This window comes from Rhodanobacter aciditrophus, from assembly GCF_050026795.1.
GTDB lineage: Bacteria > Pseudomonadota > Gammaproteobacteria > Xanthomonadales > Rhodanobacteraceae > Rhodanobacter_A.
Window position 1 is genome coordinate 171,298 of record NZ_JALBWP010000008.1, and the last position, 13,991, is coordinate 185,288.

At 68.9% G+C, this 13,991-nt stretch carries 10 protein-coding genes; 2 read left to right on the forward strand and 8 right to left on the reverse strand.

All coding sequences use genetic code 11. The annotated features are described in order from the left end of the window. Positions 1 to 211 precede the first annotated feature (211 nt). The 3 genes from ACQGNW_RS02630 to kch all read right to left on the reverse strand — a co-directional run bounded on the left by ACQGNW_RS02630 (position 212) and on the right by kch (position 2,158). A complete protein-coding gene (locus ACQGNW_RS02630; RefSeq protein WP_426661507.1) occupies positions 212 to 616 on the reverse strand; it encodes a type II toxin-antitoxin system VapC family toxin in 405 nt (134 codons plus the stop codon). After that, entirely contained in the window at positions 613 to 861 is a 249-nt protein-coding gene (locus tag ACQGNW_RS02635; protein WP_426661508.1) for a type II toxin -antitoxin system TacA 1-like antitoxin, read from the reverse strand. Before ACQGNW_RS02635 ends, ACQGNW_RS02630 begins: the two co-directional genes overlap by 4 nt. Positions 862 to 949: 88 nt before the next feature. After that, positions 950 to 2,158 (reverse strand): voltage-gated potassium channel protein, encoded by a 1,209-nt coding sequence (kch, locus tag ACQGNW_RS02640; RefSeq protein ID WP_426661509.1) that lies wholly within the window; start codon positions 2,156 to 2,158, stop codon positions 950 to 952. Between the two features lie 124 nt (positions 2,159 to 2,282). Between kch and rpiA the strand changes: the two genes are divergently transcribed. Continuing rightward, positions 2,283 to 2,924, forward strand: coding sequence for a ribose-5-phosphate isomerase RpiA (rpiA, locus tag ACQGNW_RS02645; RefSeq protein ID WP_426661510.1), 642 nt, complete (start codon positions 2,283 to 2,285; stop codon positions 2,922 to 2,924). A gap of 18 nt (positions 2,925 to 2,942) precedes the next feature. Here the strand turns inward: rpiA and ACQGNW_RS02650 are convergent, their stop codons facing one another. The 4 genes from ACQGNW_RS02650 to ACQGNW_RS02665 form a co-directional block, all read right to left on the reverse strand. Beyond that, complete coding sequence (locus ACQGNW_RS02650) at positions 2,943 to 4,580, reverse strand: L,D-transpeptidase family protein (RefSeq protein WP_426661511.1); 1,638 nt, start codon at positions 4,578 to 4,580, stop codon at positions 2,943 to 2,945. A 95-nt stretch (positions 4,581 to 4,675) separates the two neighbouring features. Beyond that, the gene (locus ACQGNW_RS02655) at positions 4,676 to 6,037 is read right to left on the reverse strand and encodes an alkaline phosphatase family protein (protein ID WP_426661512.1); all 1,362 of its coding nucleotides are present in this window, start codon (positions 6,035 to 6,037) and stop codon (positions 4,676 to 4,678) included. A gap of 91 nt (positions 6,038 to 6,128) precedes the next feature. Then, on the reverse strand, positions 6,129 to 7,736 hold the full coding sequence (locus tag ACQGNW_RS02660) for a glycoside hydrolase family 30 protein (RefSeq protein WP_426661513.1): 1,608 nt from the start codon (positions 7,734 to 7,736) through the stop codon (positions 6,129 to 6,131). A gap of 189 nt (positions 7,737 to 7,925) precedes the next feature. Beyond that, the gene (locus ACQGNW_RS02665) at positions 7,926 to 10,853 is read right to left on the reverse strand and encodes a TonB-dependent receptor (RefSeq protein ID WP_426661609.1); all 2,928 of its coding nucleotides are present in this window, start codon (positions 10,851 to 10,853) and stop codon (positions 7,926 to 7,928) included. Between the two features lie 254 nt (positions 10,854 to 11,107). Between ACQGNW_RS02665 and ACQGNW_RS02670 the strand changes: the two genes are divergently transcribed. After that, the gene (locus ACQGNW_RS02670; RefSeq protein WP_426661514.1) at positions 11,108 to 11,809 is read left to right on the forward strand and encodes a murein L,D-transpeptidase catalytic domain family protein; all 702 of its coding nucleotides are present in this window, start codon (positions 11,108 to 11,110) and stop codon (positions 11,807 to 11,809) included. Between the two features lie 65 nt (positions 11,810 to 11,874). Here ACQGNW_RS02670 and ACQGNW_RS02675 read toward each other — a convergent pair whose 3' ends face one another. Then, positions 11,875 to 13,815 (reverse strand): chloride channel protein, encoded by a 1,941-nt coding sequence (locus tag ACQGNW_RS02675; RefSeq protein WP_426661515.1) that lies wholly within the window; start codon positions 13,813 to 13,815, stop codon positions 11,875 to 11,877. Positions 13,816 to 13,991: the final 176 nt, after the last annotated feature.

A 13,991-nucleotide genomic window follows, 5' to 3' on the forward strand; every position in this document is an offset into this window, starting at 1 on the left:
GCGTCACATCCAGCTCATCGGTCGGTGACTGATTAAATTCAAGGGAATCGTCGCGGCATCCGTGTTATCCACGAATCGATGCCATGGGCACTGGTCTCCAGACATTCGATTGAGGTGACCGCGCATACTCACCATGACCGTGGCATGCACCGGTGGCATGCTGGCAACACACACATTTGCGGGCACTCATGGAGAGCACACCACGCGCGGCTCACGGGCAGATCAATTCAAGTGTCGGATAGTACGTGCGGTAGCGCTTAGCGTCCCGAGTCAACAGCGCCATGCCTTCGATGGCGGCGTGCGCGCCGATGTAGAAATCCGGCAGCGGCGAACTGCGCGCACCCTTGGCGCGGCGGTATTGCAGGAACACCTTGCCGGCGAGGAAGCCCGCTTCCCACGGCAACTCCAGACGAGTGAACGCATCGGGTGGCAGGACCTCGTCCAGTTGTTCGATGCGTTCGAAGCCGACCGAGACCTCGGCGTAGACGATGGGGTTGATGCACAACTCGGCGCGGGCAACGCACGCGTCCAGCTGCGCAGCCGACCAGCTGTACCACTCCGGATCGTCGGTCAGCACGTCCAGCAGGACGTTGGCGTCCACCAGCACCCTATTCATGCGCCGCGCGTGAGCCGCATGATTTCGTCGGTGGAAAGGCGCGCGGTGGCGCGACCACGCAAGCGCGCGGACAGGCTGCCAGTCCGCCCCTTGGGCGGATGGGCAATGATCGCGTCGGCTTCGCGCAAGGCGGCTTCGCGGACGAAGGCTGCCAGCGGCACGCCGTGCAGGTCGGCGGCGCGGCGGATACGGTTCTTGTCCTCGGCGCTCAGGCGCAGGTCGAGACGGTCGGCGGTTGCGGTCATGACGGGCCTCCTTGTACGGTACATTACCGTACACCCGTTGAATGCGCCATGAGTCCGCCGGCCGGCGCGACTCATCGATACCAGCAGGTCACCCCTTGCCCGGCGCCGCCGGCACCTGCTGGAACACCCGCTGCAGCACGAAATCGCCGGTCACTTCCTCGCCCGACAGCAGCATCGCCATCAACTCGCCACCCAGCACCTGCGGCGCGATCACCACGTCGGGCTGCACCAGCCTGACCCGGCCGAGGTGGCTGGCGTCGTTCACCGCGGCCACGGTGCGTGCGCTGCCGGCCAGCTCCTTCACCGCGAGCACCACGAAGGCATTTTCGGAATCGTCGGCGAGCATCGCCAGCACGGCCTCGGCCTTGTGCGCGCCGGCCTGACGCAGCACGTCGAGATTGCTGGGGTCGCCCACCACCACGTCCACGCCTGCCAGCTCGCCGTCGGACGGCGCCTCGCGCAGCAGGCGGGTGACCGGTCGCGCGCGCCTGGCCAGCTCGCGCCAGGTGTTGATGGCCAGCGAGGAATTGCCGATCACGACGAAGTGGTTTTCCCGTTTCATGCCCGAACCTTTGCGGTTGACGATGCGTTGCAGGCTGCGGCTCACCATCGGCGCGATCACCGCGGTCAGCGAGGTGGCGAACACCGCCACGCCGAGCACGATCACCGACACCGCGAACAGCTTGGCCTCGGGCGTCACCGGCACGATGTCGCCGTAGCCCACCGTACTCATGGTGACCATCGCGTAGTACAGCGCGGTGGTGAGATCGGTGATCGCCGGCCGGAAATCGGCGCCCAGGTAGTAACTGCCGAAGGTGGCGTAGGTCAGCAGCATCGCCACCGAAGTCAATGCGAACAGCGTGCTGGCCGCCACGCTGGAACGGCTGAACTGCCGCCACGCCGCCAGCAGCGCCGCCAGCAGCAGCAGGAAGTAGGCGAACAGCACGTGGCCGTGGTGCGCGCCCATCAGCAGGTTCACCAGCGCGGTGGCGGCGAGCAGCAGCGCCATCGTCCAGGCCAGCCGCGAGCGCAGCAGCAGGCCGATCGCCATGGTGAGCAGGCCCAGCCCGATCAGCAGCGGCGGCAGCACTCCGGGCCTGAGATCGAACTGGCCAGCGGCGAGGCGCCCGAGGTAGTGCTGCCAGTCCACGCCCAGGTCCAGCCGAAGCAGCGCCAGCGCACCCAGGCCCAGCAGCAGCGCCAGTGGCACGTGCGGAAACCAGTACGGCATGCGCAGCGTCCGCTGCACGCGCTGCAGGCTGGCGCGCCAGCGTTGTCGCGTCGTCCTAAGCCACACGATGCGTCGTCCCCGTATCTCCGACAGGCATGCACCGTAACACGCACCGCGCCGCACCTACGCGGCGCGTGCGGTGCGCAGCCAAATCGGGGATCATGGCGCCCTTTCCAGATCAGGTGCCGCCATGAGCAACGCGAACGAGAAGAAGCTGGCCGGCGAAGCCGCGCTGCATTACGTCGAGGACGGCGCCATCGTCGGCGTGGGCACCGGCAGCACGGTGGCGTACTTCATCGACGCGCTGGCGGGCATGAAGGACCGCATCACGGGCGCGGTGTCCAGTTCCGAGCAGTCCACCGCGCAGTTGAGGAAGCACGGCATCGATGTGCTCGACCTGAACGCCACCGGCCCGCTCGCCCTCTACGTCGACGGCGCCGACGAGTGCGATCCGTTCAAGCGCCTGATCAAGGGCGGCGGCGCCGCGCTCACCCGCGAGAAGATCGTGGCGGCGGCGGCGCGGAAGTTCGTCTGCATCATCGACTCCAGCAAGCGCGTGGACCTGCTGGGCCGCTTCCCGCTGCCCATCGAGGTGATCCCGATGGCGCGCAGCCTGGTGAGCCGCGAGATCGTGAAGCTGGGCGGCCAGCCGGTGTGGCGCGACGGCATCGTCACCGACAACGGCAACTGGATCATCGACGTCCACGGCTGGCAGATCGCCGATCCGGTGGCGCTGGAGCAGCAGCTCAACCAGCTCGCCGGCGTGGTCACCGTGGGCCTGTTCGCGCAGCGCCCGGCCGACGTGGTGCTGGTGGGCGACAAGGAAATCTGAGCCACCGTCGGGCGGCGCTCACGGCGCCCCACCCGGCAGCGCATCCAGCGGCGAGACGCGGCGGCGGTCCAGCGCCGCCAACAGCCTGCCGTCGCGCTGGTAGATGTCCGGCCGGTAGCTGACCCGGCCGTCGCGGTGCAGGTGCACCGTCCAGTAGGCCAGCAGCAGGGGCACCGGCCTGGCCAGGTTCACCGTCTGCGTCCTGCCGGTGTCGATCGCACGATCGAGCGCTACCCTGTCCCACTTCGCCGGGTCGCCCAGCAGCAGCACCGCCAGTTCGCGCGCATGCTGCACGCGGATGCAGCCGGAGCTGAAGTCGCGCCGGCTCGCACCAAACAGCTCCTGGTGCGGCGTGTCGTGCAGGTACACCGCGTAGGGGTTTGGGAAACGGATCACCAGCCGCCCCAGCGAATTGCCGGGGCCGGCATCCTGGCGCAGCACGATGCCACGGGGGTTGTTCCAGTTCACGCTCCGCGGCGGAACCAGCTGGCCCTTGCTGTCCAGCACGCGGATGCGGTTGGCGGCGAGGTAGCCGGGATCGGCGCGGATCTTGGGCACGATGTCGTGCTTCAGGATGGTCGGTGGCACGGTCCAGGTCGGGTTGAGCGTTATGTAGGTGATGCGCGACTTGAACACCGGCGTGCTGCGGTAAGGCTTGCCCACCTGCACGCGCGAGCTCCACACCGACTTGCCGTCCTTGTAGTAGCTGACCTTGTAGCCAGCGATGTCGACCACCACGAAATCACCCTGCACCTCGTGCATCAACCAGCGCGCGCGCTCCAGGTTCACCCGCAGCTGGTCGACGCGGCGGTTCGCCGTCACGTTGAGCGCGGCGCGGGTGGCGGCGCCCACGCCGCCGTCGGCGGCGAGGTACTGGTCTCGCTGGAATTGCTTCACCGCCGCCTCCAGCGTGGCGTCGTAGCGCTCGCCCGCGGCTTCGCCCGCCGGCAGGTAACCGCCGGCGACCAGCCGCTGGCGCAGCAACGGCACGCGCGCGTCCCGCATGCCGGGCTTCAGGGTCGGGCCATCGGGCAACCCTGGCCAGCCGCCGCGCTGCGCCACCGCGCGCAAGCGCGCCAGTGCGTCGCGCAACCGGTCGTACAACGGATCCTGTGGACGGGCACGCGCGAACAGCTCGGCCACCCTGCCGCTGTCCACCGCATCGATGGCGGCCTGCAGGTCCTGCGCGGGATCGAGCGGGCGCTCCTCGAAATTCCAGTGCGGGTCCAGCGTGACCGGCGCGACCTTGCCGCGATACAGCTGCACCAGCGCAGCGAGGTAGGCGTCGGTGGCGCGTAGGTCGAACCGTGCGCGCTGCGCCGGCGCGGCCTTGTCATCGGCCAGCGCGGCGCGCATCGCCTTGAGGCGCGACAAGCCGTAGTCCTCCGGATCGAGTCCGTCTGAAGCCGTGCCGGCCAGTGCGGCCAGCAACTGGTCCACCGTGGCCGGCCTTGTCCACGCGGGCGCGTATTGGCGCTGCCGGTAGAAATCCGTCAGCGCGGACATCGCACCGCCGGCCGCGGCGAGCTGCTCCACTTGGCTGCGGATGCTCGCGGTCTCGGGATCCGGCGCCCGCGCCCGGCCCGCCAGCGGCAACAGGCACAAGGCGATCAGCAGCACACGCAAGCGCGACGACAAGGGCGACACGGCCGGCATCCTTCTCCCAGGCGATGTGTATAGCGCATCGCGCATGATCAGGCGATGATCGCGCGTCCTGCTTCATCCGCGCGCCAGGCGCCGGCCGCGGCCACTCAATCGCCCGGCTCGAGGATGGCCGTCAGCGGCTTGCCCTGCACGTTGCCGAGGCGGACGTGCAGGAGACGCGCCAGCGTAGGCGCGATGTCGACGTCGGGGAACGCCGGAATTTCCCCCGCACGCCGGATGCCGTGGCCCGCAGCGATGAAGATGGCCTGCATCAGCGGATCCGAGTTGGGGTAGCCGTGGGCGCCGACCTGCAGCGTCGGCGCGTCGTAACGGCGGGCGTCCTTGTCGCTGAATTCGTAGTCGTCGGCCGCATAGAGCAGCAGGTCGGGCGCCTGGTTGCTCGTGGCCGGCGTGGGCCAGCCACGCTGCGCCGCCTCGTCCGGCGTCAACGCCGCGCGGATGCCGGGCTTGCCGGCGAACAGCGCCTTCAGCGCCAGCCGCGATGCCGGCGTGGCATGCGCCTGGAAAACCAGGGCGAAGCCGCCCTCGGGGAGGCAGAACGCCGGCTGGCCGGTGCCGCCGCCCTGCAGCCCGGCCTGCCGCAGCAACACCTCGGGATTCAGCCGGTGATGGACGCTCTGCTGACCATGGTCGGAGACGATGATGAAGGTGGTGCGGTCCAGTTCGCCGGTGGCGCGCACCGCATCGACGACCTCCTTCACGCGGTCGTCGAGGAAGGCGATGGTGTTGCGCCCGGAATCATTGCCGTAGCCGGTCTCGTGCTCGATGCTGTCCAGCGCGAGCAGGTGCAGCAGCAGCAGATCGGGATGGTGCCGCCGGATGATATCGACGGCCGCACGGGTATAGACCAGGTCGCGCCATGCCTGCGAAGGCCGGCCGAAATGCACGAGTTCGTCGCGAGTGACGACGCCCTCGCGCACCAGTTCCTGCTCGACGGTGCCGTCGGGGTCGGGGTTCTCGGGGAAGCGCCAGTCGATGGTCGGCGCGTTCATGATGGCGACCCAGTCCACCTCGGCCGTGGTGAGCCCCGCTGCATGCGCGACGTCGTAGACAGTGGGCACGGCGACCAGCGCGGATTTCGGCGCCTTCATGTCGATGTGCGGCGGCGTGGCCCGGCGCTGGTTGACGATCAGCCCGTTGACCAGCACGTGGTGCCGGCTGGCGTCGACACCGGTGACCATGCTGGTGTGGTTCGGCCAGGTGATGGTGGGGTTGATCGGCTGCATGGAAACCGCGTGCACGCCCTGGCGCATCAGCGCATGCAGCGTGGGCGCGGGCAGTTCGGGATCCCTGAGGCTTCCGGCGCCGAAAGCATCCAGGCTGATGACGATCACCCTGGGCCGCGGCGCGGCCGTCGCCGCGCGTGCGCCAGGCGCCAGCGCGGCGATGCCTGCAAGGAAGATGACTGCGGCCGACAGGTGTCGCCGCCACATGCTGCCTGGACTCATCGCGCGATTCTCCGTCTTGGAAAAACTTCGCCAGCGTTCCGCAGGGTGCCGTCGCCGGGGCCGGCCGCGACCGCGGTGCATCCGACCTGCCTCACTGCGTGCCGCCCTGCGCATCCAGCGCCGCACCCGGGGTGACGGCGCGCAACGCCTTCTCCAGGAAGCGGCGCGTGCGCTGCTCCCACGAGTCCGCGGCCAGGTCCGGGTTCCAGGTGAGCGTCGCCACGCTTTCGGGCGGCATCGTGTACTGGAAGTACACCTTGTCCTGCGCGACGCTGACGCGGCGCACCTGCGGCTTGCTGTTGACCACCACCAGCACGATCGATCCGTCGTCGGCGTTGCGGAACGCCACGTTGTCGAGATCCGGGCCGGTGGCGGTGGACCACACCCGCACGGCGTCGGGGCGCACGAAGCGGCTGTAGTGGGCGAACGCGTAGTACTCGTCGTTGCGGCTCACGGCGCCGGTGTGCGAGTCGATCACGACCATGCCCTTGCAGTTGTTGCAGCCGCCGGAATGCGGCCCGTGCCGCTCGTCGAGCGCCAGGTTCCAGTAGACCACGCCGCGTGCCCAGTTGCGCAGGCCGCCAAGCAGCAGGTCGCGCGCGAACCACAGCAGTTCGCCGTTCTTCGCGGACTCCCAATCGCCGCCCGAGCATTCGGTCACATAGGCGTCCTTGTGCGGAAAGGCGCGGTGCACGCGGCTCTGCGAGGCCGGGTCGCCCACGTAGCAATGCCAGGCGACGCCGTCGACGTAGCGTGCGGCGGCGGGGTCGGCCAGCACGCTCAACGGCTGCCCCGGCGCATCCCAGTTGTGGTCCCACTCGAGGATGCGGGTCTGCGGATCTCGGTTGGCCAGGGCCGGACCGAGGTACTGGCCGATGATCCGTGCGCGCGCCGCCGCGGACAGCAGCATGCCGGGGTAGGTCAGCGGCTCGAAGGCAGGCTCGTTCTGCACGGTCAGCGCCCAGATCGGGATGCCCTTGCCGCGGAACGCGTCGACGTACTTGGCGAGGTACTGCGCATAGCTGGACTCGTACTGCTCCAGCAACGTCCCGCCGATCAAGCTGTCGCCGCTCTTCATCCACGCCGGCGCACTCCATGGCGTGGCGATGACGCGCAATTGCGGGTTGATCGCCAACACCTCGCGCACGACGGGTATCACATCCTGCTGGTCGGCCGCGATGTTGAAGTGCGCCAGCCCGGGGTCGAGCTGGCCGTTGGGAAGGTCGTCCAGCGTATAGGGCTCCAGCGAAAAATCCGAGGCGCCGATGGTCAGCCGCAGCATGTCCAGGTTGAGTCCCGGCGGCGGCCCGAACATCTCCCGCAGCAGGGCGAAGCGCTGCAGCGCATCCATGCGGTTCCGCAGCAGCCATGCCGACGAATCCGTCAGCGCCGCGCCGAAGCCGACGATGCTCTGGTAGGTCCTGCCGATGTCGATGGTGATGTCGGCCGCGGCGGCAGCCGACGACGCCCGCGCCGGCGCGGCGATCGGGATATCCGGCTGCCGCGCCAGCCGCAGTCGGCGGTCCTGCGTGCTCAGCCACAGCTCGGCCGCCGGCCCCGCCGGCAGCGTCGGCGGCAGCAACAGCGTCGGCGCAGGAGGCAGGCGCAGAGGCAGGCGCAACGCGGTGAGTGCGCACACGGTGAGCGCCACGACCGACGCGATGGGAACCCAGCCGGAAGTACCCCTGCCCTTACCCATGCACGGCGCTCGCGCTGCAGGAACTCGTCGATGGCATCGCGATCACCATGCACTGGATTCGAACCATGGCCAACCTCATCCGAACGTCTGGAACACCGGCCCGCCGTGGCGCTGCGCCGGGCGACGGCGAGGCACCGCCCGGCATGCAGGAGCCGGAAGCCTGGGCGGCAGCGACCAGGCTCCACGAGGCTACAGCTTGTAGTTGAAACCTAGTAGCACGGTGCGCCCCCAGGTGTCGTATTCCAGCGGCCGGGTCATCGGCACGTTGTTGGCCAGCGTGGCGTACTGCACCGTCGCATCCGGCGAATTGCCCAGGTTGTTCACCTGCAGAAGGATCGACAGCCCCTTCCAGCGACCGTCGTCGAACTCGTAGCCAAGCTGCAGGTCGGTCTGCCGGTTCGCCAGGATCTTGGTGTAGCCGAGCTGGTCGAACAGCGCCACCGCCTCGCCGGTGAACGAGGAGCGGTAGCGCTGCGCCACGCGCACCGAGAAACCGTAGCGCTCGTAGTACAGGACGATGTTGCCCACCTTGTGCGACAGGCCGGGCAGCGTCTTCGGGCCGCCAGGGATCGACGAGACGGAGCTGGTGGGGATGTTGCTGTTCGTCAGCGAGTAGTTGAGCTGCACGCCGAAGCCCTCCAGCGCGGGCGTCAGCAGGCCGCCTTCCAGCGCGCCGGCCAACTCCAGGCCGTTCATCGAGCCGCCGGTGCCGTTCTCCGGCAGGGTGAACGAACCGTACGGGCTGCTCGGCTGCAGGGTGGGCGAGTTGTTGATGTAGCCGGTGAAGTCGTAATGCAGGATGGTCTTGTTGTAGATGTAGTTCAGCAGGTTCTTCCGGAACACCGCCACCGACACGTAGCTGGCCTTGCCGAAGTACTTCTCCCACGACAGGTCGGTGCCGACCGCGACGTAGGGTTTCAGCTGCGGGTTGCCGCCGCTGCCCGACCACACCACCTGCCCGGCCTGCGGGCCGTCGGTAAGCTTCGACACCCATGCGGAGGAGGACACCTTCTCGTCGTCGATGCGCCCGCGCGCCATGGTCTTGGCCAGGCCGAAGCGCAGGTACTGGCCGTCGCCCAGCGTGGCGACCAGGTTGAGGCTGGGCAGCACGTTGTTGTACGTGGTGCCGCCGTGGATCGAGCCGGCCAGCGCCCCGCTGCTGTCGGTCTGCAGCGCGTCGGAGGACTGGTCGGTGTGCACGAACTGCACGCCGACGTTGCCGCGCAACGGAATGCCCGCCAGCTCGGTGTCGATGTTGAACTTGACGTAGGCCAGCGGCACCTTCTCCTCGACCGTGTAGTTGCGGCTCCAGTCGCCCGCGCCGTTCTCCGGCGTGAGGTAGAACTGGCTGTACATCGCGCCCAGCACGTTGTAGTTGAGGATGCGCGGGATGCCGCCGTAGCCGAGCGAAGTGGGGCCGTAGAGGAAGGCCGGATCGACCGGCGCGCTGAAGTGGTTCTGGTAGGTGATGTCCGTGCTGCCGTTGCCGTTCAGCCATGCGAAGTCGACCGCGGCGTGCTTGGTCTTGGTGCGGTCCGAATAGTCGAGGCCGAGGTCCACGCTGCTGAAGATCCAGCCCAGCGGATGGCTCACTTGCAGCCGGAACGCCTTGATCCGGTCGTTCTGGCGGTCGAATTCCTCGCGACCGTTGTAGCCGTAGTTGTCCGGATCGGTGAAGACCATGTTCGCCGGGCTGGCCAGGTCGACGCCCGGCCTGAAGTCCGGATAGCCCTCGCCCGCCGGCGTGTTGAAGGCGACGTCGGTGAACGCGCCGTTGGCGAGGCCGCTGAACAGGTAGGCGTCATGCAGCTTCACCCGCGCCGAGGACGTGGACAGGTCCAGCGACGTCGTCCAGTCGCCCAGATAGAGCCTGTTGTTCCAGCCGAGCGAATACAGCTTGTCGTGTTCCTTGGTGTACTCGTTCTGCAGGATCGGCGCGATGCCGGCGATGGTGCCCGAGGTCACGATCGGCAGCGGCGTGCCGGGCGAGGTGCCGACGTTGCTGTACGACACGTTGTCCCACGGGCTGCTGGACCACTGCGCGCCGTTGGTGAACTTGCGCCGGTTGAAGGTGGAGTAATACATGTCCAGCTTCGAGTAGTAGACCTCGTTCGGCGCCCACTCGAGCACGGCCATCAGGCCGTTGCGCTTCTCGTTCTGCGACTGCGCGCGCAGCTGCATGCCCTCCTGCGAGATCACATTGTCCGGCATGCCCGGCGTGTGCGGTCCACCCCAGTTCTGGTCGATGCCCGCGCTGCCGTTGTCGGCGCTCCACCACCAGGCCTGGTACTGCTTCTCCTGGATCGGCTGGTCGAGCTGCGCGAAGCCGACGGCGACGCCCAGCGTGTGGTCGAGGAACTGGTCGATGTAGGAGAAGCTCGCGCGATGGCCGCTGGTGCCCGTGCCGGTGCCGGGGTTGAGGCTGCCGTTGGTGTTGTGCTCGCCGCGCAGGTCGAACACCATCGTGCGCCTGGGCAGGTCCAGCGGGTTGATGGTGTGCAGGTCCACCGTGCCGGACAGGCCCTGGCCGACCACGCTGGCGTCCGGCGTCTTGTACACGACCGCGCCGTTGATCAGTTCGGCCGGGTACTGGTCGTATTCCACGCCGCGGTTCTCGCCGATCGTCGCCTGCTCGCGCCCGTTCAGCGTGGTGCCGGCGAAATCCGGCGACAGGCCGCGGATCGAGATCGCGCTGGCCTGGCCGTCCACGCGCTGCGTGGCCAGGCCCGGCAGGCGCGCGAGGCTGTCGGCGATGCTCACGTCCGGCAGCTTGCCGATGTCCTCGGCGGAGATCGCCTCGACGATGTCGTCGGAGTTCCGCTTCGTGTCCAGCGCGCTCTGGATGCTGCTGCTGATGCCGGTCACCACCACGGCGCCGAGCTGGCTGGCCGCCACCTTGGTCTTCTTGCCCTTGCCGGTGGCCGGCGCCGGCTTCGCCGCCTGCCCAGACGGCACCTGCTCAGGCGGCACCTGTTCCCCTGGGGCCGGCTTCGCTACGCTCCGGCCCGTGGTCTCCTGCGCCAGAACCGTGCTGGCCGGTGCGGTGCAAAGCCATGCGGCGGCACACGCCAGGGCCAGCATCCGTCGCTTCCCGGGAACGGCTCTCCCCTCCGACATCCACATCTGACGACTGCTCATCCGCTTGCCTCCCTTGTCGCTTCTGTCGGGATCCCCCCTGGTTCCGCCGGGCCATCGTGCTCGGCCCCGTGTGAACCGTTATGTGAAGATGAAGCCGCCCGCTCCATTCCGGAACCGTCATTTCGGTCCGCGAGGCGGCGCGACGCGCGACGCGGAGCGCCTGCATGGGCGTGAATGAATTCTTAACGCCTCGCGATTAGCATCGCTGCTTCGCACCGCCTGCCCTCCGCTTCATGAACCCCATCATTCGCCGTGCCGCTTTGCTGGCGGCCCTCGCCACCGGCGCATGCTTCCTGTCCGCCCATGCCGCCGAGACCCCGCTGGCCGCCGCACTGCACCAGCTGGCGCCGGCGGCGAATCCAGCCGTGATCGCGCTGGCGCTGCAGGCAACCGATTGCGCCACCGCGCGCGGCCTGCCGCCGTCGGACCGGCTCGCCGTGATCGACTACTCGTTGCCTTCCACCGAACCGCGGCTGTGGGTGTTCGACCTGGCGCACCGCAAGCTGCTGTTCCGCGAACTGGTGGCGCACGGCCGCAATTCCGGCGGCGATCTCGCCACCAGGTTTTCCAACCGGCCTGACAGCCTGGAGTCCAGCCTGGGGCTGTTCCGCACGCTGGGCACCTACGACGGCCACAACGGCTATTCGTTGCGGATGGAAGGGCTGGACCCCGGTTTCAACAACAACGCGCTGGAGCGTGCGCTGGTGATCCACGGCGCCGCCTACGTCAACCCGGCGCTGGCCCGCAAGGAAGGGCGCATCGGCCGCAGCTGGGGTTGTCCGGCGGTGCGCACGGCGGTGGTGCACCCGCTGATCGACGCACTCAAGAACGGCCAGTACGTGTTTTCCTACTACCCGAACCCGCAATGGCTAAGCGCCTCGCGCAACCTGCAGTGCAGCCCCGCGCAGACCGCCACGGCCAGCCTGGCGCATTGAGCGCAGGCGCATCGCGCCACCCGTGAAAACGGCCCCACGGGGCCGTTTTCGCCATGCCGCGCGGATCACCCCGCGTTGTGCCTGAAGCCCTTGCGTGCTCCGGCCGGGACATCCTCCGGGCGCGGCTTGAGGCCGTCGCGGAAACGCAGGTAGCGCGCGGAATGGCGCGCCTCGCGCAGGCGCCGCGCATGCGCGGCGAGGATGTCGCCGCGGGTGAGGATGCCGACCAGCTTATGCGGGTCGTCCTTGCCCACCACCACCAGCCGGCCCACGCCCTCGGCCACCATGTGATCGGCCGCCTCGCGCAGCGAGTGACCTTCGTTCACCGCGATCGGCGGCCGCGTCACCAGCTCGCCCAGCGTCAGCGTGTAGTGCCATTGCGGATCGAGCAGGCTGCGCCGGGTCAGCACGCCCTGCACGCGACCGCGCTCGTCCAGCACCGGAAACCCCTGGTGCAGCGAGTCCGGCGTGCCCTCGTTGAGCCAGCGGCGCACCTCGGCCAGTGTCTGCGCGGTCTTCAGCGTCACCACCTCGCGGGCGCAGGCGTCGCCCACCACCACCTGGTCGAGGTAGTCGGCCGCGTACTCGGCGGGCACGCGCACGCCGCGGCGGGCGATCTTCTCGGTCATGATGGTGTTGCGCATCATCAGCGCGGAGATCAGGTACGCCGCGGTGCAGCCGCCCAGCAGCGGCAGCAGGCCGGCGGGCTGGGCGGTGGTCTCGAACGCGAACACCACCGCGGTGAGCAGCGCGCGAGAGGCGCCGGCGAAGATTGCCGCCATGCCCACCAGCGCGGCGATGCGCGGATCGATGCCGAAGCGCGGGGCCAGCGCGGCCACGCCGATGCCCATCATCGCGCCCAGCGCGCCGCCGATGGTGAACAGCGGCGCCAGCGTGCCGCCGGAAGTGCCGCTGCCCAGCGAGATCGACCAGGACAGGAACTTCATCACGCACAGGAAGGCCAGCGCCGCCAGCGTCAGCCGGCCGTTCACGATGTCCTCGATGTTGGTGTAGCCCACGCCCAGGGTCAGCGGCGCGAAGTAGCCGACCACGCCGACCACCACGCCGCCGATCGCCGGCCACCACATCCAGTGGATCGGCAGCTTCTCGAACCAGTCCTCGATGCCGTAGACGATGCGCGTGGTCCACACGCTGAGCAGGCCGACCACCGCGCCGACCAGCACGTAGGTGGCCAGCGCCCAGCCGCCCGGCGAGGCCAGCACCGGCATCTGGAACACCGGCGCGGTACCCATCAGCACGTAGCGCATGCCGGTGGCGGCCACGCAGGCCAGCGCCACCGGGATCAGCGAGCGCGGGCGCAGTTCGAACAGCAGCAGTTCCACCGCCAGCACCACCGAGGCGATCGGCGCGGAGAAGATCGCCGACATGCCCGCCGCCGCGCCGGCCGCCAAGAGCACCTTGCGCTCGCTGCCGGTGACCTTGAGGATCTGGCCGATGAAGGAGCCCAGCGCGCCACCGGTGGCGATGATCGGGCCTTCCGCGCCGAACGGGCCGCCGGTGCCGATCGCGATCGCCGAGGAGATCGGCTTCAGGAAGGTGATGCGCGGCGGGATCTTCGACTCGTTGAGCAGCACCTGCTCCATCGCCTCGGGAATGCCGTGGCCGCGGATCGCGCGCGAACCCCAGCGCGCCATGAAGCCCACCACCACGCCGCCCAGCGCGGGGATCAGCACCACCCACCAGCCCAGGTGCGGTACCGCGCCGGCGGGCGAGGAGAACGCGGCGGAGACGCGGCCGTAGAACACCAGGTTGGTGATCAGGCCGATCAGCATGGTGAGGATCTTCGCGATCAGCGCCGCGCCGATGCCCAGCGCCACCGACACCGCGGTGATGCGCAGCACGCGGCGGTCGACCAGGGTGGAGCGGCGCGGCATCTTCGCCGCATCCAGCGTCGCGCCCAGCGAGGGCGACAGCGGCAGCGCGTCGGTGCTGCCTTCGGTGCGCACGTCCGCGTGGCCGGGAGGATTGTCAGCCGGGGAGGTCATGGAGAGGTCCGTCGCAACTCAAAGGCGGAAATTCTACGCCGCGTCCCGTGCGAACCGAAGCTGCAGGATCTTGCGTCGACCCGACCCACCGGATGGGGATGGACGTCCAGACGGCCGAACCGGGCCGCTGCCGCCGGCGGAACGGAGGGCGGACGCCCCCGTTCCGCGGCGTGCCT